Consider the following 22,638-nt stretch of genomic DNA (forward strand, 5'->3'; position numbering starts at 1 on the left):
TTAAATTACTGAATTTATCCAAAGATCATAGTCAAAAGATTTTGTCACGAATGAAAATCTTATAAAAGATAAAAAAAATTAACACGAATAAGGATAAAACCTTTTGGCCACAGAGGACACATAGAAAAAGAGAGAGATTCGCAGAGTTAAAACCGAAACTATAAACACTCTCTTTTGCGAAAGGGGTTTTTTTATCCCTTTTCTTTTGCCATTGACAAAATCAGCGTTAAGAATAACCGCAGTGAAATCCTTAGAAAAAATCGACTGTTTGAGCGTAGCGAGTTTCGAGTTTTTCTTGGATTTTCAAGGTTATTTAGCTGATTTTTCACAGGCTTGAACTTTTGGTTACTTTTCTTTCAAGAGAAAAGTAACGAATCCCGATAAATTCAATAATTTATATTAATTTAGTACCCGGCCTCTAACTCAATAAAATACCTATAAAATTCTGTATTCACAGGAACAGGGACATTGTGTTTTTTTCCAAGCCTTACAATGGTACCTGCAAACAACTCAACTTCGCTATAACGTTTTGCTTTTACATCTTGTGCCATAGATGGCATCCCTGCTGGATTAAGTCCATCCATAATATTCAGCCAATAATCAATCTCTCTATCTTCGAGGATAATACCCTCTTTTTGAGCAACCATCTGCACCTCTTTCATAGCTGCTATCATCATATCTCTCTCAGGACCTTCTTTCTGAATAGTTTGATTTGTTGTATTAAAATATGCAACTGTCTGATTGACTCCCACATTTATCATCAATTTACTCCAAAGTTTTACTGCCATTTGATTATTTATCTCATAGGGCATCTCCACCTTATCAAAAACCCTTTTCAGACATTCTACTTTTTCTGTATTTTTATTTTCATTTAGTTCACCGAAACACAGCATACCCTTGTGCTTATAAGTCATCTGGTTACCAACTTTAGCCGCTGTCATCCCCTGGGCCACACAGTATAAGTTATGATCTTCTCCGTAAACCTTTGCAATATCCCTTTCACTTTCAATACCATTCAGTACCGATAGAATAATTGTGTCCTCACCAACGTGATGTCTGACTGCCTCGATAGCCTCTTGAAGATGAGTATATTTTACAGCGAATATAAGAAGATCAGATGGTTTTACTATTTCATCTGGAGTCACATAATTAAAATGACATTTTTTACCATTGCAATATATTCCCTCTTCTTTATAACGGTCTATCCTCTTTTGATCTGCTATGATCCTTAGGTCTTCAAATTTCATTTTCTGGGACAGGTGTTCTGCGTACATTACACCTAAAGCCCCTAATCCGATTATCGATACTTTTTTAATAGAATGATTCATAATTCCCCCACTTTTATTATCTTAATCCCAGTTATTTTTTACCATTAATTTATATATAATACCAACTTATCCAAGTTATCAAAATAACCTTTGCTTTATATATCTTTTGCCAGCAACAACGGGCTTTTCTTTTCTCAATGTTATCTTTTCATCCCCGTTGACATTACCAATCAACAAGGGAGAATTTATATCGTGTAGTTTAGCATTTTTATCTACCAATTCGCAACTAAAGTTTGCATAGCAATATATGCATTTATTAGGACAGGAGTTATAAACCCCTATATCAACTGATTTTATACAGCGGCATTCTTCTCTCTGACTTTTATCTTTCTGAGCAGATATTCCTTTTCCCAATACCTCTCCAATTAGTTTATCGTCTATGCATTTAGTGTGTTCAATGCCATATTTTGACAAGTCAATTTTTTCAGCACAAGTCTCTATTTTTATATTGTATTTTTCTCCAATTTCTTTTATATGTTCTGCCAGACGAAACTTTTCTTTCTCTGTTAGTTCTCTTATATTTTTTCCACTACAATTCTTTTTAGTTTTAGAATACATATCGATAAAACTGATTATACATTTTTCTGTGTAGTCTGATAATTCTTTTGCGATTTTTTCAAAATATATCTTATGATAATTTATATCTATTTTATCATTTAAAAGAATCGGATCGTACCTCCAAATAACCCTTTTTTTGCCAATTTTTCTAGAAAGTTCTTTAAAACTCTTAATAATAATATTTTTTTTAGGCACTTCAGGTTCAATCTCTTTATCGTAAGGGTTGACTGTAAATTGAAAATAATAATTATATCCTTCTAACTTTTCAAGTTTATTCAGCATTGGAGAAGGATTTTTTGTCCAGAATACAATAAATTCAGTTTCTTCAGGTGATATAATAACCTTGCTGATCTGTTTGGGATTCATGGGATTTCTAACATAAAGAAATCCCTCTTCCACCCTTTTAAAAAACCATTCACTATAAAATGCTGGAATGTCAGTTCTTCTGCTTACACTTAAAATCATCCTATTACCTTTCTGAATTATAATTAACAAATACTTAGAATTATTGAAGCCAAATTATTTCATAGTTGAATTTTACTGACCCGTGTATTCTGAAATATTAAAACCGATGTAATTTAGTATAATAAATCACTCTATAAAAATACTGACTACATATATAATTAGGAAATTAGCGTAAATAAATTAAGATTTTTATTTTTATATTACCCGGTAATTAAGCTTATTACTCCCCTATATACTCACCGTATTTCCAGGTTCCTACTTTTTTGCTCCCGTCTGAATAATAGTAAGTTCCCTGCCCATGCTTTTTGCCGTCCTTCCATTTTCCTTTATAGATATTTCCATTAAAATAATAATAAGTACCATTTCCGTCTAAACTACCATCTTTAAAGTCACCCCTATACTTAGCTCCATTAGACCAAGTATAGGTTCCTTTTCCCGTTCTGCTGTTATCCTTCCAGTCGCCTTCATATTTTGCTCCGTCTGACCAGGTATAAGTCCCTTTCCCGTGCTGGTTGCCATTCTTCCAGTCGCCTTCATACTTTGATCCGTCAGACCAAATATAAGTCCCGTATCCATTCCTCTTGTCGTGGTCATTTACCTTTCCAAAATAGTATCCGTTATTATATTCTATTCTTTTCTCCCTTTCCCCCTTTTCCCATATGCCAGTTACTACTTTACCCTCTGCTAAAGTAACTGTTCCTCCTCCATGCCTCATGTTATTTTCCCAGCTGCCTTCGTATTTGTCGCCGTTTAAATAATAATAGGTTCCGTATCCACTCGCATTACCATCTTTCCAGTCACCTTCATATTTTTCTCCGTTAAGAAGAGTAATGGTCCCGTATCCATCTATTTTATCATCCTTAAAGCTACCTTTATATTTACCACCTATAGCTAGAATCAAAGTCCCTTCTCCATTGGCTTTGCCAAACTTCCAGTCGCCTTCGTATTTATCTCCGTTAGCTAAAATTATTGTACCGTATCCGTGATGATAACCATCTTTAAAATCACCTTCATATTTAGTCCCATCAGTTAAAATTAGGACACCGTATCCGTGATAATAACCACCTTTAAAGTTACCCTCATATTTATTACCGTTAGCTGAAGTCAGTATACCATATCCATTTATTTTATCGTCCTTCCACTCACCTTCATACTTCCCACCATCTGACCAGACATAAGTCCCTTTTCCTTGGTGTATATTTTCCTTTTCACTCTTTACTTCACCTATGTAGTAGCCGTTATCATAAATCCAATAGGCTTTTTCAGATTTAATTTTTTTACCCTTTTCCCAGTAAGCCTCTATCCAGCTGCCATCCCTAAGAATGAGTTTACCATTTCCATTGGCTAAACCGCTGAATACTTCACCTTCGTATAAGGCAATCCCCTCATGCTCATCGATTAGTTGTTGCCTTTCTGGAGAAAGTTTAAAATATTTCTCCACATTATTTCCCCTAGTTAATCTAACAACATCAGAAGCCGATATAGTTAAATTCAAAAGAACAAAAACCAATAAAACCAAAATAACAATTTTTTTCTTCACCTCTTCCCCCTTCTAAAATTTATTTTGTCTAACGCCTTTAATATCAATAATTACATCTGATAAAAGCATGAAAACATACACAACCAGAGCTAAATTCAAAAAAAATTCAAAAAAAATCCTCCTATATACACGAGATTACCACAATCCTAAGAAAATTTCACCTCTATCATATTATTTTTTATAAAATAAAATTTGACATTTCTATCTTTTGGGTATTATAATCTGAAAAGAAAAACTGAATTTTATATAGCGAATGTTGCTAGGGGAGCCTTTTGGCTGAGAGGAGAATTCCGACCCTTAGAACCTGATCTGGATAATACCAGCGTAGGGAAGCAGCGGAAATCTTTTATACGATCACTGGGGAAGTCTCATTTTCCTGTCAGGTGGATTCTGCTGCTCTGTACTTTGGTACAGGGCTTTTTTTATTTCCCTGAAAAATTCAGTCAGTTTCAAAAGAAAAAGATTAGAATATCTCGTCACGAATGAACACGAATAAAAGATTAAAAATTGGCAGGAATAAAATCAATAAACAAAAAAAATTAAACACTTTACCACAGAGTACACAGAGAGGGTGTAGCTATTAGGCTAAAGATAGAAATTCCAAAATCAAAGATATATTTTCTCTGTGCAACAAAAATTTGATGTTGGCTCTCTTTATAAAACTCTATGCCCTCTGTAACCAAAATATTTTAGATTTTATCTTTATTCGTGACATGTTCTTTCCTCTATTCGTGTTCATCCGTGGAAAAATATTTTGAATCTGTATTTATTCATTACGTTAAAAACTCAAATTAAAATATAATTTTACAGGAGGATTAAAATGTCTTATATGACTCAGATGGAAGCTGCAAGAAAGGGTATATTCACTAAGGAGATGGAGATCGTATTGAAGGAGGAATCAATCTCTAAAAAAGATCTCATGGAAAAAATGGCTCAGGGAAAGATTGTAATCCCTGCAAATAAAAACCACAAATCTCTTTCGCCTAAGGGTATAGGGGAGGGACTCAAGACCAAAATCAACGTAAATTTGGGAGTTTCAGAAGACTGCTGCGATCAGGAGTTAGAACTTGAAAAGGTTATGAATTCAATAAAACTCGGAGCAGATGCAATAATGGATTTAAGTACATTTGGGGACACAAGAGGTTTCAGAAGAAAGCTGGCAGATATGTCTCCCGCAGCCTTAGGGACTGTGCCCATGTACGATGCCGTTGCAAAATACGGAAAAGATATAGCATCTATGACTGTAGAAGACCTTTTCAAAGTAGTAGAAGAACACTGTGAAGACGGTATGGATTTCCTCACAATACATGCAGGTTTGAATCTTACCTGTGTAGAGAGACTTCAAAAGAATAACAGACTTACAAAGATTGTCAGTAGAGGGGGATCTATCTTATATGAATGGATGATAAAAAATAATAAAGAAAACCCATTCTACGAGCATTATGACAGACTTCTCGATATATGCAGAAAGTATGACGTAACCCTTAGTCTAGGAGATGGACTAAGACCTGGAAGTTTAAAAGATGCTACAGATGCACCTCAAATCCAGGAGCTTATAATCTTAGGAGAACTCACAAAGGCAGCGTGGGAAAAAGATGTACAGGTTATGATAGAAGGTCCCGGCCATGTCCCTTTAAATGAGATAGCTACCAATATGCAGCTTGAAAAAAAACTATGCCATGGTGCACCATTCTATGTATTAGGTCCTATTGTTACAGATATAGCTCCAGGTTATGACCATATCACTTCTGCAATCGGGGGAGCTATCGCTGCATCTAACGGAGCTGATTTCCTCTGCTATGTAACTCCTGCAGAACACCTTAGACTTCCTACGGCTGAAGATGTAAAAGAGGGAATCATAGCCTCAAAAATTGCTGCCCACGTAGGAGATATTGCCAAGGGAATCAAAGGTGCCATCGATTGGGATCATGCTATGAGTGAGGCCAGAGGAACTCTCAACTGGCAAAAGATGTTTGATCTATGTATTGACCGTGAAAAAGCCATAGAATATCGTCGTTCTGTAATAGAATCTTCAAAAGGAGAAGCATGTACAATGTGCGGCGACCTCTGCCCCATTAAAAGATGCAATGAGATTGCCTAAAGAGATCTTTAGAGTTAAGATAGCAAATCAAAAGATCCTTATGGAACTAACAGACACAAAGACCCAGATGCAACTATTGAAAAAATTGATCTCTGTATATGAGAAGCGAGGGATCATTAGAGGTGCAAAGGATCTAATCAATATTTTAAAAGGATCTTTCTCATTTATCTTTCCTTTTGGTAAAGGACAACTTTTATACTGTGACTTTTATAATCAAAATACAATTTTCAAGGCAAATAAAATCTGTAGTGAAAAATGCAGGGGAAAGCTTATTTATATAGAGGGGAAAAAATATATAATTTTAAATATTTTTCACCCTTTAAAAAAGGATTGGGAGCCGGAAAAAATTTATGAGGAGGTCTTATGGAGATAATATTAAACGGAGAAAAGACAACAATTCCCACGAAAGAAAATCTTTTACAATATATCAAAGAACTGAGCCAACAGTGGGAAATCAGTTTAGATGGTGCAGTAGTTCTTATAAATGATCAGATAATAAAAAAAGACAATTGGAAAAACACACTGATCAGTGATGGTGATTTATTGGAAGTTTTATCGTTTGTTTCAGGTGGATAAAAAAAGGAGTTTATAAATATGAACAACAAACTTATTTTAGGCGGACACGTTTTCCAAAGCAGACTTCTCACAGGAACTGGAAAATTTTCAGATAAAAACCTTATTGAACCTATGTTAGATTCCAGCAATTCTCAAATAATAACAATGGCACTAAGACGAATCGACTTTAAAAATCCAAAGGAAAATATATTAAATTACATTCCTAAAAATGTAACACTTTTACCAAACACATCAGGGGCTAGGACTGCTGAAGAGGCAATCAAAATAGCCCGTATAGCAAGGGAAGCAGGATGCGGTGACTTCATAAAAATAGAAATTATAAACGATATGAAGTACCTAATGCCTGATAATCAGGAAACTATAAAGGCGACTAAAGTCCTTGCTGATGAAGGTTTCGTTGTGCTTCCATATATGATGCCAGATCTCATAGCCGCAAAAAAACTAGAGGATGCCGGAGCCGCCGCAGTTATGCCTTTAGGAGCTCCCATCGGATCTAACAGAGGTCTTGAAACAAGAGCTCTTATTGAGATGCTAAATGACAACAAGAGAGTACCTATAATTGTCGACGCAGGAATTGGGAAACCCTCTCATGCTGCTGAGGCAATGGAAATGGGATGTGATGCTGTACTCGTAAACACTGCCATTGCAACTGCTTATGATCCTGTAAAAATGGGAAGGGCATTTTCTCTGGCCGTAGAAGCCGGTCGTGAAGCTCACCTTGCCAAAATGGCAGAAGAAAAAAAATATGCAAGTGCCAGCTCTCCCCTAACAGGATTTCTTTTTAGAGGTGAAGAAAAATGAGTTTCTACGACTTAATGAAAGGGTGGGAGGATTTTGACTTTGAAGCTTATTTTTCTGAAGTTTCTCATGAGGATATAATAAGAACACTTCAAAAAGACAAGTTGGAAGAACTAGATCTTTTAAACTTACTCTCTCCACAGGCCCAATATTTTTTAGAAGAGATAGCTAAAAAATCCTATGCTGTGACGAGACAGCACTTTGGGAATATTATCTCACTTTATATCCCCCTATACGTCTCAAACTACTGCACAAACCACTGTATTTACTGTGGATTTAACAAAGAAAACAAAATTATAAGAAAACACCTCTCCCTAAAAGAGGTTGAAAAAGAACTTGTAGCTATATCCAAGACTGGGATGTCCCATATAATCCTTCTCACAGGGGAGGCAGAAGGTCTTATCGATATAAATTATCTCAAGGGAATTGTTGAAAAGGCGACAAAATATTTCCCCTCTGTGTCTATAGAGGTGCTTCCTCTAGAAACCGATGATTACCAAGTTTTAAAACAATCCGGATTAGACGGTCTAACAGTATACCAAGAGGTCTATGATGAAGATATCTATGATCAGGTTCATATTTCAGGAGGTAAGAAGAATTATAGATTTCGTTTAGATACCCCAGAAAGAGGTGCAAAGGCAGGTCTTAGAAATATCAATATTGCTCCTCTTTTTGGACTTGGAGAGATAAAAAAAGAAGCTTTTTTTGCCGGCCTGCATTTGAAATATCTCACTGATAAGTATCTAAATACTGAATTTGGAGTCTCTCTTCCTAGGATAAATAGTGCAGAAGGAGGCTTCAAAGCTTTTCATAAAATGGATGATACAGCCTTTATCCAGGTGATGATGGCCTATAGATTATTTCAACCTAAGGCAGGAATAACTGTTTCTACAAGGGAGAGTCATGAGTTTAGAAATAATATAATGCCGCTAGGAGTTACAAAATTTTCGGCAGGGTCTAAAACAGGAGTCGGAGGCTATGCAGAAAAAGATTTGTCCACGTGCCAGTTTGAAATAAGTGACAAGAGCAGTATAGAGGAAACTGAAAAAGCCATAAGAGAAAGGGGGTTTCAGCCTGTCTACAAAGACTGGCACACAATATGAAAATAGGTATAGCAGGAGCCGGAGGAATAGGGTCAAATGTTGCAGTCCACCTTGTAAGAACGGGAATATCAGAGCTAAAAATAGCAGATTTTGACATTATAGAAAAATCAAATCTAAACAGGCAGTTCTACTTTCACCATCAGATAGGCGCCTCTAAGGTAGAAACTCTGAAAAAAAATCTGTTGGATATAAACCCCGATGGTAATTTTTATGTTGAGAATATAAAGCTTAACAGGGAAAATATGTCAGATTTTTTTTATGATTGTGACATTGTAATAGAGGCCTTTGATAAATCAAAATACAAAACAATGCTTATAGAGGAGATATACCCTCTAGGTAAGTTAATTGTCTCAGCATCGGGAATAGCCCACTGGGATCTTGGAAATATAAATATAAAAGAAGTAATGCCAAACCTTTTTGTGGTGGGAGATTTTGAGAAGGGAATCGAAAATTTTAAGACATATTCTCCCAAGGTGTCCATAGCAGCTGCAATTATGGCGAATATTGCCCTCGAAAAAGGAGGTTTTTATGAGAAGTAGAATAACTATCCCGACAGGTCTTTACGGGATCACAGGAGAGGCCTTTTCCAATGGAAAAAGCAATCTGCAGTGCGTAGAAAGCATGATCAAAGCAGGGATAAAGATAATACAGTACAGAGAAAAAGATAAACCTCTAAGAGATAAGATCAATGACATAAAAAAGATAAGAGAGCTCTGCAGAGAAAATGAGGTTCTTTTCATCATAAACGACCATGTGGATATGGCAATATTAGTAGATGCCGATGGTGTACATGTTGGACAGGAAGATATGCACCCTTCAGATGTCAGGCAGCTAATAGGCCCTGATAAAATCATAGGTCTTTCTACCCACTCACAAGAAGAGGGACTAGCATGCCTAGAAGAAGATATCGATTATATAGGTGTAGGACCCGTATTCCCTACTACTACCAAGGACAGAAAAGCAGTTGGACTTGAATATTTGGACTTTGCAGTTAAAAACTTGGATATTCCTTTCGTGGCTATAGGAGGAATAAAAGAGCATAACATAGAAACGATATTAGAGGCAGGGGCTAAAAGAATCTGCCTGGTGAGCGAGATTATAGGGGCTAAAGATATAACCAAAAAAATTCAAAAGCTAAATCAAATAATAGAAAAAAAATATTAATCTTTTTCATTTCACAAAAAAAGTCCCGGAATTTCCCGGGACTTTTTACAATATTAAAATTTTGTATTTTTTATAGGTATGTTTGCTATCAAAGCTGTTTTCCTGCTCTGTTTATCATCCTCTGATATCTCGATGTTCAGACTATCTATATCTATGTCCACATATTTGGAGATTACAGTTATCAGATCATTTTTCATATCATCGAGAACTCTTGGAGATAGCATAGCTCTATCATGAATTAAAACAAGCTTCAATCTATCTTTGGCTACATTTTTAGAGCCACTCTTCTTAAACATATCGAAAAAACTCATCTCTCCACCTACCTCTTAAAGATTCCTCTTAATTTATTAAAAATCCCCCCTCTTGAAGGGAGCTCTAAAAAGCTTACCTCGTTTCCTATGACCCTTTGGGATATATTTCCATATGCCTTAGCAGCCAAAGAACTTCCTTTAAATATAAGAGGTTCCCCTTTATTTGTAGATATTATAATATTTTCATCATCAGGAATGATCCCCATTACGTCTACTGCAAGAATATCAACTATGTCTGATATATCAAGCATATTCCCTTCTTTTACCATGTCCACTTTTATACGGTTTACTATAAGTTTAGAATCTTTTATCTCATTTGCATCCAAAAGACCGATGATTCTATCTGCATCCCTCACTGCTGATATTTCAGGAGTTGTTACAATTAGAGCCTGATCTGCTGCTGAGATTGCATTTTTGAATCCTTGTTCTATACCTGCTGGACAGTCAACTATTATGAAATCAAAATCTTCTTTTAGAGCCTCTATAAGTGTCTTCATCTGCTCAGGGTTAACTGAGTTTTTATCCTTTGTCTGAGCCGCAGGAAGTAGAAAGAGATTGTCACACCTCTTATCCTTTATAAGAGCCTGCCTTATTCTGCAGTGTCCCTCTATTACATCAACAAGATCATAAACTATCCTGTTTTCAAGTCCCATAACAACATCTAAATTTCTTAATCCGATATCAGCATCAATAAGAAGAGTCTTCTTGCCCTGAAGAGCAAGACCCACACCCAAATTTGCCGTAGTGGTGGTCTTTCCTACTCCACCTTTACCAGAAGTTATAACAATTACTTTTGCCATTTTTATCACTCCCAAAAATAACTAGATTTTCATAATGTCTCTCAGTGTTATCTTGTTAAAATCCTCTATATGCATCTTTCCGTCTTTTATATATGCTACTTCCAAGCTGCCTTCTTTTTTTACCCTATTTGTGACAAGCATGTCCTCTGCTGGATTTCTGGCAATATTTTTCCCTATTCTCAGCTGGATGGGGTTCATTTTTAAGGCACTTATAAAAGCCTCATCTTCATCCTCTATACCTGCGTAGGCCGTACCGTTTAGATAGCCCAAAACTACTATATTTCCTTTTGCAGTTACTATGGCTCCGGGATTTATGTCCCCTAGAACAACCAGATTCCCTTCATAGTGTACACTTTGACCGGACCTCAGGTTCCCCTTATAAAATTTTGTCACTCCTTCATCTATTATAGTTTCAGGTATGATAAAGTTTCCTATAAAGGATTTACCATTTGACATAATATAAGTTATTTGGATATCACTTTCCCTTCTGATTATTTCAACAAGCTGATTTTCCTCATGCTCTGAAAGACTTCTATTTGAAAACTCTATGGCAACTTTTGCATTTTTCAAAAATTTCTCTGCTTCTCTGAGTTTTTCTTCAAGATTTTTCTTCAGTGTTTCATAATCAATTTCAGCATCTAAATGAATTACAAGTCTGTCCTCTTTTCCCTTTAAAATAACATAATTATCCATCGGCTCCACCCTTCATAAAGTGTGTTCAATTTAAGTATAGCATACCATTTTTGCCTTATCAACTAAAGGCTCTAAAAAAAATAGCTTTTTTCTCGGTTTTTTGATATGATTTTATTTAATAGACAAAGGAGGTCCTCTATGCGTGGTATCTATCTTGCAGGCGAATCTTTTTTCGAAGCTTTTTCTGTGATCAAAAAAGGTAAAATGAGAAAATTCTATCTCTTACCCGGTGTTATAAACCTCATACTTATTAACCTTCTTTATAGATTGAGTAAGTATGTTTCATTTAATATTTTTTCAAAACTTGAAACTTATTTCAACCTAAGTAATTATGAAAATATCGCTTTTATGGTCATAAAGGTCATAATTATAGTTCTATCCTTCTTGTTGTATTTTCTCATGTACAAGGCTCTTCTTCTGATAGTTCTTTCACCCTTTCTGAACTATATCTCAGAAAGAACCGAGAGGACACTGGACAACAGGAAATTTGAATTTTCCTTCAGAGATAATATAAGATTTATCTGGAGAGGTATAGTTATTTCCTGTAAAAGTTTTTCAAAAGAGATGATAGGAACTCTAATTCTTTTACTTCTGGGAATAATACCGTTTTTAAGTCTTACGATTCCTTTTTTCATTTTCCTTCTTCAGGCATATTATATTGGGTTTTCATTTATGGATTATACCCTTGAAAGACACAATTATTCTTCAGAGGAAAGTCTGATTTTTTTGAAAAAAAACTGGGTTTTTTCAGCCTTTAGCGGAGCTTTATTTACCGTGGTATTTCTGATCCCCCTTGTTGGAGTCTTTATAGCACCTTTAGTTTCCTGTGTTGCCGTTACCCTCGGAACTCTGAAAATAATAAACAATGAAAAATATAATTAATTTATTAGAAATAGAAAAAATCCCTCTTTTAAAAGAGGGATTTTTTCTATTTAAGCTAGATTTTCATTTAACTCACTCTTTACTTCCTTATCTCTCAATATATAGATAAAAGCAAAAACAGCCAAAATATGTTGATACCAAAGAAGAGGTATTACTTCAAAAGGTGTTACAGTTCCCTTTGAAAAGCTAAGAAGTATGAGCATCTGAGCTCCATAAGGTATGACTCCCTGCACAATACAGGAAAATATATCAAGAAGTGCAGCACTCCTCTTGCCTTCTACACAGTATTTTTCAGAAACCTCCTTGGCCAGAGGACCGTTTATGATTATAGCCACTGTGTTATTGGCAACAGCAGCATCTGTCATAGCGACTAAGGCTGCCACTCCAAACTGAGCACTTCTTCTGCCTGTAATTTTCTTCTGAACAGATTCTAAAAGCCACTGTATCCCACCTGCTTTGGTTACCATTTGAGCTAATCCACCTGTAAGAAGAGATAATAAAAATATTTCCTGCATTCCTGAAAATCCATTATAAATTTCATTGGAAAAACTAAGAAGGGTAAAGTCACCTTTAAACAGTCCTATTAGACCTGAAAGAAGAATTCCACCTGTAAGTACTGCAAAAACATTTACTCCTGCAATTGCCAGAACTAAAACCACAAGATACGGAATTACCTTTACTACATCATAGTTATAAGTTGCAGCCATATCTATCATACCCTCAGGTCTTCCCAAAACAACTAACATTATTATAGTTATTATGGCAGCAGGAAGAGCAAGAGATATATTCGCTCTAAATTTATCCCTCATCTCTACACCTTGAGTTCGTGTAGCAGCTATTGTGGTGTCTGATATAACTGACAAATTGTCTCCAAACATTGATCCTCCCATTACAGCAGCCAGAGTCAATGCCATAGAAATCCCAGAAGACTCAGCTAAGCCCACAGCAACTGGTGCTATGGCAACTATAGAACCAACAGAAGTTCCCGTTGAGGTAGATATAAATGCCCCTATAACAAAGAGTCCTGCAGGAATATAGTGCACCGGGATAAATGTCAGACCCATGTTTACCACCGAATCTACCCCACCCATAGCATTTGACACTCCTCCGAAAGCCCCTGCAAGAAGATAGATTATACACATTACCATAATATCTTCATGGCCGCAGCCTTTTATAAAGTCTTTGAATTTCTCCTCTATACTTCCTTTAAATAAAATAAAAGCAGATATTATCCCTGCAAATGCTGCAATGGGAGCCGGAAGTTGATAAAAGCTCATTTCTACTCCTGCCATCCCTAAGACAATTCCACTTCCTAGATATATTGTCACAAATATTATAAAAGGTATCAGACCTTTAAATTCACCTTTGGTTTTCATCTTTACTCCTTATTTTTAATTTTCATCATAAATAAAAAAAAGCTGCAATGCAGCCTTTTTTTAGAATATAGGCACTACTCCACCTTGATACTTATCTTCGATAAATGCCTTTACTTTTTCACTCTTTAAAGCTGTCATAAGAGCAGTTATTTTTTCAGATTTTTCTTCCCCGGTTTTTACAGCGACTATGTTCACATATGGAGATTCTGCTCCCTCTATAAGAAGGGCATCTTCTACAGGGTTCAGTCCGCTTTCTATTGCATAATTTCCGTTTATAACAGCTGCATCTACATCTGAAAGAACTCTAGGAAGTTGTGCTGCTTCTAAGGCTTCAAACTTAAAGTTTTTAGAGTTTTCTGTTATATCATACTCTGTTGCTTTTAATCCGGCACTCGGGTCTAACTTGATAAGGCCATTTGTTTGCAAAAGAATAAGAGCTCTAGCTCCATTTGAAGGGTCATTTGGTATTGCTATTACAGATCCATCTTTAAGGTCTGCTAAATCTTTAATTTTCTCTGAATAAAGACCCATTGGTTCTACATGTACTCCACCAGCAGAAACAAGATCAAGATTTCTTTCTTTGGCAAATTCTTCTAAATAAGGAATATGCTGAAAGAAGTTTGCATCTATTTCTCCATCTGAAAGTGCGAGATTTGGTGTAACATAATCTGTAAATTCTACTACTTCAAGAGAATAACCTTTTTCAGCCAATTCTTCTTTTGCTATCTCAAGTATCTCTGAATGAGGTACAGGAGTAGCTCCTACCTTTATTTCCTGTGATTTTTCTTCAACTTTTTTCTCACCACAAGAAGTTAATCCTACGATAAATAAAATTGAAACTGCAACTAAACTAATAATTTTTTTCATATTTCTCTCCTTTTTATCCTCTTTTTTTTCTTATATTATAAACTATTTTATCACCTAAAAATTGTATCCCCTGAACCAGTATTATTATAGATGCCACTGAGACTATCATAATGTCAAGTTTGAATCGCTGATATCCGTATCTTATGGCAAGGTCACCTAGACCTCCTCCACCTATTGCTCCGGCCATTGCAGAATATCCTACAAGGGTTATTACTGTTATTGTCAGACCATGAATCAAAGAAGGCAGGGATTCAGGTATAAGTACCTTTGATATTATATCTTTTCTAGATGCTCCGAGAGATATAGAGGCTTCTAAAAGACCTCTGTCCACCTCTTTAACTGCCCCTTCTACGATTCTCGCCACAAATGGAGCTGCAGCTATGGAAAGAGGCACTATGCTCGCTGTAGACCCTATTGTGGTCCCCACTATGAACCTAGAAAGTGGAAGAACCAATATCATCAGTATAATAAAAGGTATTGATCTAAAAATATTTATAAGGCCGTCTAGAACCTTGTTTAATTTTGGCATTTCAATTATATGATTTTTATCTGTTATTACCGCAAGTAAACCTATAGGCAATCCCATAATGGTAGCAAATATTGTTGAAAGTACTACCATGTATATAGTTTCTGCCATAGCAGGTATCAGCAAAGCTATTATCTTATCCATTATATATCACCTTTATCTCTACATCCTCTTTTTTTATCCAGTTCAGTGCTTCTTCCTGTCTTTCTCCAGAAAGTTCTAGTATCAGATGACCTACATTCTGGGTGACAAGCTTATCTATACTTCCTGATACAATATTTGCATCTATATCAAACATTCTAACCATCTGTGATATAACTGGTTTTTCAACTGTGTGTCCTATATATGAAAGCTTTATTATTTTTTTACCTGGACTCTTTACAAAATCTACCTCTTCTGTTTCTTCTGGTATCAAATGAGATATAAATTCCTTTGCCATCTCTGTTCTTGGATTTGAAAAAATCCTGTCCACACTTCCCTCTTCGATAACTTCACCCTTATCCATTATAGCTGCTCTGTTGCACACACTTCTTATTACTTCCATCTGATGTGTTATAAGCACTATCGTAAGTCCGAGTTTTTTCTGAAGATCTTTTAGAAGGTCAAGTATAGACTTGGTAGTCTTAGGATCAAGAGCACTAGTCGCCTCATCAGATAAGAGTATCTTAGGATTGTTGGCGAGGGCTCTCGCAATTGCAACTCTCTGTTTTTGACCACCTGAAAGTTGGCTCGGAAAAGCTCTTTCTTTATCTTCTAATTCTACAAGGGTCAAAAGTTCTTTTACCCTTGATGGAATATCATTTTTATCCCAACCTGCTATCTCTAGTGCAAAGGCTATGTTCCCGAAAACATCCCTTGACTGAAGAAGATTAAAGTGTTGAAATATCATCCCGGTTTTTTTTCTATACTCTTTTAATTCTGTATCATTAAATTTGAGAATATTATTTCCCTCTACGAGAATCTCACCGCTGCTCGGCTCTTCTAATCTATTTAAAAGTCTTATAAGTGTTGATTTACCTGCACCACTCAGACCCATTATCCCGTATATATCATCCTCTTTTATGTTTAAGTTAACATTTTTTACAGCAAGGACATCTCCGATGGCACTGCTATAAAGTTTATTGAGATCTTTTATCTCTATCATCTATTACCACTCCTCAATTGTATATAAAAAATCCCTTCCAACAACATTTTGTAAAAAGATTTATTAACTGGCTTATAAACTTAATTTATCTATAATTGTTTACCGGTTTTCTAAGAGTTTTATTTTGTAAATAAAAAAAACTCTTCTTTTAGAGAAGAGGTTTCTAGTAATCTATTGCAGATTAGCCTCATCTCGCTGGAATTAGCACCACACCCCTTACGGCAGGTTGCTGAGGTTTCAAAGGGCCAGTCCCTCCACCTCTCTTGATAAGTAATTCATTTATACTAGAAAAAGTATATTACTTTTGACTAACTCTGTCAAGAATTTTTTCATTATTGTATAACTATCAATGGAATATTTTCTGAGTATTATTTCACACCGCAACCTGAAATTTATATGAGGTATTAGATTTATAAGAATCCATCCATTTTGTCTTGGAAAAAAATTACACTAGAGAAATTAAAAACATTATTTCAAACAACTCAGCTCAATTACTCGGCTTGTGCAAAAAATTAAAAATAGGAAATTCTTGAATTATTATTGCGGTAACGACACCAAAACACCTCAAGGAGTTGCCTACTTAATGAATATATTAGCCCTTAACTCTGATTTTTTCAAATATATTTTCATGTTTAAAAGTTCACTTTTTATTTTGAAAGTTTAAAGTCCAGCAACTTTTCCCGTATATCTTTATTCAGTTGCAATGTTTTAAAAAGTCTTTTTCCTGCATTTTGTGACTGCTTTATTGCAGTTTTATTTTCTTTTGCCTTCCCTCTCTCAAATAGTCCAAGCACCTTTACTATGTCTATAACCCTGTAACCTAGAGCTTCTAGTGGTTTTGCCATTGCCTCACCTGTGTACCCCATATCTTCTGGTGAATGTTGTTCGCATACTGCTATCACAGAAGCATAACGACCTCCTAAAACTTCATTTATTCCCATCCATACAGAACGGTCTTCTTTTGACATAACTTCAAAACAATAACATCTGTCAATAAAAACCTTTACGTCAGCGGTAACATTATAAAAATATGTCGGTGATCCCAAAATTATTGCGTCTGATTCCATTAATAGTGGATATATCTTCTGCATGTCGTCATTTATTACACATTTATAAGTGTCTCTGCATCCTTCGCAGCCTGTGCAGCCTTTTATAGAATAATCTCCTAAAAATATTACTTCAGTTTCTATTCCATCTCCCTTCGCACTTTCTAAAGCACTCATCACAAGGGTCGAGGTATTACCATTTTTTCTCTTGCTTCCCACTATACCTAAAATTTTCATATTTAAAAAACCTCCTTGCAGATTATAACATAACTTGGCTTTTGCAAAAATTAAAAATAGACAATTCTTGAGGTAATATTACGGTAAAGACACCGAAATATCTCAAGGAGTTGCCTACCTAATGAATATATTAGCCCCTAACTCTAATTTTTCAAATATTTTTTCACGCTTAACTGTAAATGGTCTCTTTCACAAAATCGACATTTTTCTACTTTTGTTTATAGAGTCATTAATTCTGATGAAAAGAAAAATCTTTCAAATATATGGATAAACTCTTTTAATTCCAAAGATAGGAGTATTTTCAATAAGTTTCCCTTTACTCTCCGTGGAATGAAAAAAACTTAATCTGCAAAGAAAAAAGGACGTTCTATATGAACTGGTTACGGCTGGAAAGAAAGATCCTTTCTTCTTTTCTATTGATGACACTCTTTCGACTAAGGAAATTTATTCTAAAAATATCTAGGGGATGAAGTCTAACTATTCACATGTTTCTAATAGAAATGAGTGGTCTCACTGCATAGCTTCTTTACATGGACACTCTAAAGAATTATCTCTGTCTTTGGATTATAACATATCTTTCAGAAGAATCAGACGCAAAATTAGAGGAACTCTATGAAGAATTGAGACTTCTGCTTAAATTTGCACAAGTCGAGTCAATTATTCAAGATAAACATTAATTTAGAAATTTAACTTGCTTCTTTTTCTAAAAAATTGACAAACTAAGACAAAAGCTTTAGAATATATTAAAATATTTTTGGTCTATTTTTAGTCTATGAAAAATAAATAAAATATAAATTTTCGAAAGGGGGCACTGCATATCTTATAGATATTGCAGGAACAGATGAATATATTGATGGCTTTATCTCAGCTCGAAGTTACAGGAGCAGAGGTTTACGCCGCTACTTTAAGTGACAGGCTTATAAAGAAGGGGCACAAAGTTTTCATTGTATCTGATACTTTTACCAAAGAAACCGATGGAGAATACCACAAATTAGAATTTAATAAACGTAGTCTTGGAAAACGAATATCACAAATTAAATTTTTAGTTGATTTCATCAAAAAAAACGATATTCAAGTGGCCCATGCCCACTCTAGGGCATCTTCATGGAGCACATCTATAGCGTGTTCTATGACAGGGATACCTCTTATTACAACCATTCACGGAAGACAGCCTGTACATCTTAGCAGAAAGATTTTTAAGGCTTTTGGAGATTATTCTTTTGCTGTATGCGAAAACATAAGAGACCACTTAATAAAAGATTTAGGAGTAAAAGAAGATAAAATAGAAATCCTGAGAAATGGTATTGATATAAACTCATATGTTGAGACTCCTCTCCCTGAAAACGAGAAAAAAATAATCTCTATTATAGGTAGACTTTCAGGACCTAAGGGTGAAGTTACATATAAATTATTGGAAAAGGCACTAGATCCTGACCTCTATCAAATACGAATAATCGGTGGGAAAAATATCCCTGATAAATTTAAAAAATTTACAGATAAGGTGGATTTTTTGGGATATGTGAATAACATCCCTGAATTCATAAAGGAATCTGACCTTGTGATAGGAGCAGGAAGAGTCGCTGTAGAGGCTATTCTTTCTGGAAGACCTGTATTAGCAATAGGTGAGGCAAAATCCATAGGATTAATAACTAAAGACAATATTGCAGAGGCTCTCAGCTCAAACTTCGGAGATATAGGAGTTAAGCTAGAAGAAAGTTTCAACTGGGACAAGATGCTAGAAGATATAAGAGCAGCTTTTGAATTAAATGACAACGAGCTTCATGAAATTAGGCATAAAGTAAAAAAAGAATTCGATCTGAAAAAAATAGTTAGAAATCTTGAGATAGCCTATCAGAGGCAGATTGTTCTAAAGAAAAAATATGAAATGCCAATTCTTATGTACCACAGAGTAATAAAAGAAGACAGTGAAAAAGGGGTTCACGGAACCTATGTAACAGTTGAGCAATTTGATGAACATATGAGTATTTTAAAAAATATGGGCTACGAAACTGTTGTATTTGATGACCTAATTAAAAATAAATTTAAACAAAGATTTGATAAAAATAAAAAACTTATTATGATAACTTTTGATGACGGATATGAGGATAACTACAAATACGCTTTTCCTATTCTAAAAAAATACGGGTTTAAAGCTGTCGTATATCTTGTTTCACACCTTGATTATAATAAATGGGATGTGGAAAATATCAACAACCCTGAGAAAAAATACAAGTTAATGACAAAAGATCATCTATTAGAGATGCAAAGATACGGTATTGAGTTTGGTGGGCATACAAAAACCCATGCAAAACTTTCACGTATTGAGCCTGAAGAGGCGAGAGACGAGATTTTTGAATCAAAAGAAACTCTTGAGAATTTTTTGGATAACAGACTTATATCCTTTGCATACCCTTACGGAGATCTGAACGACAGGGTAAAACAGATGGCAGAAGAGGCAGGATACAAATTTGCAGTTTCTACTGATTCTGGAAGTGTTTGCTTTTCTGATGACCTTTTTCAGATTAGAAGAATAGGAATATTTCCCACAATAAATTCTTTTGGTTTCAAAAGAAAAATCAAAGGAAATTATAATTTTATTAAGATCAAAAGAGAGCAAAAGAACGAGAGATGACTTTGTCATCTCTCTATTTTTTAGTTGATTAAATACTTTTATTTGATTATAATTTAGATATAATTTTATACAGGGGGAGAGATATGAAAAAAATTTTAACAGTTATTCTAATTTTAGCTGCGGCCCCGATTAGCATTTTTGCTTCTGAAACCAACCTAAGCATAGGTGGGGGAGCAGGAGTAGGCACAAGCCCTTACAAAGGGGTTAATTACAATAATTTCTTTGTTCCTTACTTTGATATTACATATAATGATTTTTACCTAAGAGGGGTAGAGCTTGGATACAATATGTATCAGGAGGATGCCTTCACTATGTCCCTTTTTGCCAATCCCATGGGAGGGTACAAAGTCGATGCTTCTGATTTAAGCAGCGGCTATGATAATATCGATGACAGGAATTATCAGATTGAAGGTGGGATAAAAATCATATACGACACTAGCTGGTATGATCTTAAGTTAGGAGGATTTGCTTCTTTAGGAGAAGAGGGGGGAAGTATAGAGGCTTTTGCCTTTAAATCTTATTTTTTAACTGACCGTTTCTCAATTATACCTAAGGTATATATAAAATATCTAAGCGAAGAATACACCGACTATTACTTTGGGGTAACCCAGACAGAAGCCAGTAAAAATTCAAAAATAAGCAATTCTTACTCGCCAGAACAAACATACACATTTGGGGTAGATTTAGGAGCAGAATATATTGTCACCGAGCATATATCCCTTGTTGGATTTTTCGGATTAGAAAAACTTTCAGATGAAATATGCGACTCTCCTATAGTAGAAGAAGATATCCTCTACAAGGTGGGAGTGGGAGCAAAGTATATATTCTAATCTTCATAAAACTGTTACTCGGGAGGTGCTATTTTTGCAAGTAAAAAAAGAATCAGTTTATAAAGATATTTACAACTCTGCTTTAAATGAGTTTTGGAAAAATGGTTATGAAAAAACTACAATGAGAAGTATCGCAGAAAGTTCTGGTATAACCTTAGGAAATATATACAGATATTTCCCAAATAAGGCCTCTCTTTTTGAGACAATTATCGGATCCACTTATGTTAATTTTTTAAATATCTTTGATTCATATCACAATAAATTATCAAAAATGACTCATGAACAAAAGCTTTCATTTTATGTAGAATTAATCTCAAATTTCCTCATATACAACAAGAAAAAACTTGCTATACTTTTTGCAGGTAGTAAAGGAACAAAATTTGAAGATTTCGAGCAAAAAATTATTGAAAATTTTAAAAATATCTCTATAAAAAGAGCTGAAATTTTAAATACCGAAGAGGGTATTGTTATTGAAGATCAGGAAATACACTCTTTTATAGCTGAAAGTTTGTTTTTTTCCCTAAAAAAAATTGCCTTTATCTTTGAAGAAGAGGAGAAAATACGAAAATATTTAACAAAAATAATACCAGGTTCTTATACAGATCTTCTGAGGAAGATGGGAAGTAAAAGCAGCGATTAAAATTCCCCTATAGGGGATATTTAATCGCTGCTTTTTTTAATACATTATTATGCTTTCATCTTTTCTCGAACCAGGATCCACTTTTATCATGTTAGAAAGTCTTTTTATCTCCTCCATGACCTCTATACTCATCTTTTCATCCTTCGACTCTATTCCCAAAATCTCAGCTATATCTTTCATTTTTGTGTCTATTGCCTCCATATCAAAGGCAGGAGTGTGAAAACCACTTGTCCTTTCTACCTGACCTGGAACTACAGCAATATTATTAAATGCCATATTAGCAAGATAATTTGCATAAGTTAGCTGTTCTCTTATTTCTTTAGAATTTTTTCCTTTAATAAACTCCTCTAAATTTTTCTTCAAAATTTTAATAGCTTCATAAGCAAAGGTATCACTGATAAGAGTGGCACCTGTAGATACAAGTGCTTCCACCGAATAAGTAAGAGAGTCTATCCCTACCGATGCCATTGCATCAGCAGGTAGATTTCTAATTAGTTCAGAATCTATCACCACCATAAAAGGGTTTACAGTTTTGTTGAGCTTTACCTTGTGTTTGTGATACTGATATATGCTGTTGTCATCATTTATCCATGAATTTATAACCACCGCTGCAAAAGGTATCTCGGCATTTATATAGCAGTTTATGGAGTTATTCTCTTCATAACATTTCAGACCCATGGCTATCCCCTTGGCACATTTTCCAGTATCTCTGCCTCCAAAGGAAATTATAAAGTCGCAATTACTTCCTGAAAAATTTTTTATTCCGTCCTCTATTATATCCAAATCTGGATTTATGTTTTCTATGGAATACACTGTATAATCCAACAAATTATGCTCAAATATATCAGTTAAATTTTTTAACAATCCATTTTCAAAAAGAGCTTTTGATATAACTATGAAACCTTTTTTAAGTCCTAGTTTTTTAAGCTCTTCACCTGCTTCCTTAAGTGCTCCTGAACCAATAAGACTTATTGGTGACATAAGCTGTTTTCCCATAATCTTACCTCCCCAGTCCCATGAC

General features: G+C 34.9%; 23 protein-coding genes and 2 riboswitches. Of the genes, 11 read left to right on the forward strand and 12 right to left on the reverse strand.

Features of this window, described 5'->3' with window-relative positions; translation table 11 throughout:
• Window positions 1–404 precede the first annotated feature (404 nt).
• The 3 genes from ILYOP_RS05940 to ILYOP_RS05950 form a co-directional block, all read right to left on the reverse strand.
• The gene (locus ILYOP_RS05940) at window positions 405–1,328 is read right to left on the reverse strand and encodes a ketopantoate reductase family protein (RefSeq protein WP_013387626.1); all 924 of its coding nucleotides are present in this window, start codon (window positions 1,326–1,328) and stop codon (window positions 405–407) included.
• Window positions 1,329–1,406: 78 nt separating this feature from the next.
• Window positions 1,407–2,351 (reverse strand): DUF1848 domain-containing protein, encoded by a 945-nt coding sequence (locus tag ILYOP_RS05945; RefSeq protein ID WP_013387627.1) that lies wholly within the window; start codon window positions 2,349–2,351, stop codon window positions 1,407–1,409.
• 220 nt (window positions 2,352–2,571) lie between these two features.
• Window positions 2,572–3,891 (reverse strand): MORN repeat-containing protein, encoded by a 1,320-nt coding sequence (locus tag ILYOP_RS05950; RefSeq protein ID WP_013387628.1) that lies wholly within the window; start codon window positions 3,889–3,891, stop codon window positions 2,572–2,574.
• Window positions 3,892–4,142: 251 nt separating this feature from the next.
• A riboswitch (TPP riboswitch) is annotated at window positions 4,143–4,239 on the forward strand.
• A gap of 472 nt (window positions 4,240–4,711) precedes the next feature.
• Between ILYOP_RS05950 and thiC the strand changes: the two genes are divergently transcribed.
• The 6 genes from thiC (at window position 4,712) to thiE (ending at window position 9,633) form a co-directional block, all read left to right on the forward strand.
• The gene (thiC, locus tag ILYOP_RS05955) at window positions 4,712–5,992 is read left to right on the forward strand and encodes a phosphomethylpyrimidine synthase ThiC (RefSeq protein ID WP_013387629.1); all 1,281 of its coding nucleotides are present in this window, start codon (window positions 4,712–4,714) and stop codon (window positions 5,990–5,992) included.
• Between the two features lie 363 nt (window positions 5,993–6,355).
• A complete protein-coding gene (gene thiS / locus ILYOP_RS05965) occupies window positions 6,356–6,568 on the forward strand; it encodes a sulfur carrier protein ThiS (RefSeq protein WP_013387630.1) in 213 nt (70 codons plus the stop codon).
• An 18-nt stretch (window positions 6,569–6,586) separates the two neighbouring features.
• The gene (locus ILYOP_RS05970; protein WP_013387631.1) at window positions 6,587–7,369 is read left to right on the forward strand and encodes a thiazole synthase; all 783 of its coding nucleotides are present in this window, start codon (window positions 6,587–6,589) and stop codon (window positions 7,367–7,369) included.
• Entirely contained in the window at window positions 7,366–8,469 is a 1,104-nt protein-coding gene (thiH, locus tag ILYOP_RS05975; protein ID WP_013387632.1) for a 2-iminoacetate synthase ThiH, read from the forward strand. The genes ILYOP_RS05970 and thiH overlap by 4 nt, the downstream gene beginning before the upstream one ends.
• Entirely contained in the window at window positions 8,466–9,008 is a 543-nt protein-coding gene (thiF, locus tag ILYOP_RS05980) for a sulfur carrier protein ThiS adenylyltransferase ThiF (protein WP_013387633.1), read from the forward strand. The genes thiH and thiF overlap by 4 nt, the downstream gene beginning before the upstream one ends.
• Window positions 8,998–9,633: a thiamine phosphate synthase gene (thiE, locus tag ILYOP_RS05985; protein WP_013387634.1), complete on the forward strand. Its 636-nt coding sequence runs from the start codon at window positions 8,998–9,000 to the stop codon at window positions 9,631–9,633. Before thiF ends, thiE begins: the two co-directional genes overlap by 11 nt.
• 53 nt (window positions 9,634–9,686) lie before the next feature.
• Here the strand turns inward: thiE and minE are convergent, their stop codons facing one another.
• From minE to ILYOP_RS06000, 3 genes are read right to left on the reverse strand one after another with little or no spacing between them, the layout of a single operon-like run.
• Entirely contained in the window at window positions 9,687–9,944 is a 258-nt protein-coding gene (gene minE / locus ILYOP_RS05990; RefSeq protein WP_013387635.1) for a cell division topological specificity factor MinE, read from the reverse strand.
• 8 nt (window positions 9,945–9,952) lie between these two features.
• Complete coding sequence (gene minD / locus ILYOP_RS05995; protein WP_013387636.1) at window positions 9,953–10,744, reverse strand: septum site-determining protein MinD; 792 nt, start codon at window positions 10,742–10,744, stop codon at window positions 9,953–9,955.
• A 21-nt stretch (window positions 10,745–10,765) separates the two neighbouring features.
• A complete protein-coding gene (locus tag ILYOP_RS06000; protein ID WP_013387637.1) occupies window positions 10,766–11,437 on the reverse strand; it encodes a septum site-determining protein MinC in 672 nt (223 codons plus the stop codon).
• A 138-nt stretch (window positions 11,438–11,575) separates the two neighbouring features.
• On the opposite strand from ILYOP_RS06000, the gene ILYOP_RS06005 reads away from it, so the two are divergent.
• Window positions 11,576–12,319 (forward strand): EI24 domain-containing protein, encoded by a 744-nt coding sequence (locus ILYOP_RS06005; RefSeq protein ID WP_013387638.1) that lies wholly within the window; start codon window positions 11,576–11,578, stop codon window positions 12,317–12,319.
• Between the two features lie 50 nt (window positions 12,320–12,369).
• On the opposite strand, the gene ILYOP_RS06010 is transcribed toward ILYOP_RS06005, so the two are convergent.
• From ILYOP_RS06010 to ILYOP_RS06030, 5 genes are all read right to left on the reverse strand, one after another.
• Window positions 12,370–13,695, reverse strand: coding sequence for a Na+/H+ antiporter NhaC family protein (locus ILYOP_RS06010; RefSeq protein ID WP_013387639.1), 1,326 nt, complete (start codon window positions 13,693–13,695; stop codon window positions 12,370–12,372).
• A gap of 60 nt (window positions 13,696–13,755) precedes the next feature.
• Window positions 13,756–14,562: a MetQ/NlpA family ABC transporter substrate-binding protein gene (locus ILYOP_RS06015; RefSeq protein WP_013387640.1), complete on the reverse strand. Its 807-nt coding sequence runs from the start codon at window positions 14,560–14,562 to the stop codon at window positions 13,756–13,758.
• 13 nt (window positions 14,563–14,575) lie between these two features.
• The gene (locus tag ILYOP_RS06020; protein ID WP_013387641.1) at window positions 14,576–15,232 is read right to left on the reverse strand and encodes a methionine ABC transporter permease; all 657 of its coding nucleotides are present in this window, start codon (window positions 15,230–15,232) and stop codon (window positions 14,576–14,578) included.
• On the reverse strand, window positions 15,225–16,232 hold the full coding sequence (locus tag ILYOP_RS06025; protein WP_013387642.1) for a methionine ABC transporter ATP-binding protein: 1,008 nt from the start codon (window positions 16,230–16,232) through the stop codon (window positions 15,225–15,227). The genes ILYOP_RS06020 and ILYOP_RS06025 overlap by 8 nt, the downstream gene beginning before the upstream one ends.
• A gap of 184 nt (window positions 16,233–16,416) precedes the next feature.
• Window positions 16,417–16,505, reverse strand: a riboswitch (SAM riboswitch).
• Window positions 16,506–16,879: 374 nt separating this feature from the next.
• Window positions 16,880–17,515 (reverse strand): flavodoxin family protein, encoded by a 636-nt coding sequence (locus ILYOP_RS06030; RefSeq protein ID WP_013387643.1) that lies wholly within the window; start codon window positions 17,513–17,515, stop codon window positions 16,880–16,882.
• A 530-nt stretch (window positions 17,516–18,045) separates the two neighbouring features.
• Here ILYOP_RS06030 and ILYOP_RS15980 point away from each other — a divergent pair.
• The 4 genes from ILYOP_RS15980 to ILYOP_RS15165 all read left to right on the forward strand — a co-directional run bounded on the left by ILYOP_RS15980 (window position 18,046) and on the right by ILYOP_RS15165 (window position 21,617).
• Entirely contained in the window at window positions 18,046–18,192 is a 147-nt protein-coding gene (locus tag ILYOP_RS15980) for a hypothetical protein (protein WP_222838844.1), read from the forward strand.
• Window positions 18,193–18,356: 164 nt separating this feature from the next.
• The gene (locus tag ILYOP_RS06035; protein WP_013387644.1) at window positions 18,357–20,147 is read left to right on the forward strand and encodes a bifunctional glycosyltransferase family 4 protein/polysaccharide deacetylase; all 1,791 of its coding nucleotides are present in this window, start codon (window positions 18,357–18,359) and stop codon (window positions 20,145–20,147) included.
• A gap of 83 nt (window positions 20,148–20,230) precedes the next feature.
• The gene (locus ILYOP_RS15160; protein ID WP_013387645.1) at window positions 20,231–20,977 is read left to right on the forward strand and encodes a MipA/OmpV family protein; all 747 of its coding nucleotides are present in this window, start codon (window positions 20,231–20,233) and stop codon (window positions 20,975–20,977) included.
• Between the two features lie 34 nt (window positions 20,978–21,011).
• Entirely contained in the window at window positions 21,012–21,617 is a 606-nt protein-coding gene (locus ILYOP_RS15165; protein WP_013387646.1) for a TetR/AcrR family transcriptional regulator, read from the forward strand.
• A gap of 36 nt (window positions 21,618–21,653) precedes the next feature.
• Here the strand turns inward: ILYOP_RS15165 and ILYOP_RS06050 are convergent, their stop codons facing one another.
• The gene (locus ILYOP_RS06050) at window positions 21,654–22,613 is read right to left on the reverse strand and encodes an iron-containing alcohol dehydrogenase (RefSeq protein ID WP_013387647.1); all 960 of its coding nucleotides are present in this window, start codon (window positions 22,611–22,613) and stop codon (window positions 21,654–21,656) included.
• Window positions 22,614–22,638: the final 25 nt, after the last annotated feature.

This window comes from Ilyobacter polytropus DSM 2926, from assembly GCF_000165505.1.
Taxonomy (GTDB): Bacteria; Fusobacteriota; Fusobacteriia; order Fusobacteriales; family Fusobacteriaceae; genus Ilyobacter; species Ilyobacter polytropus.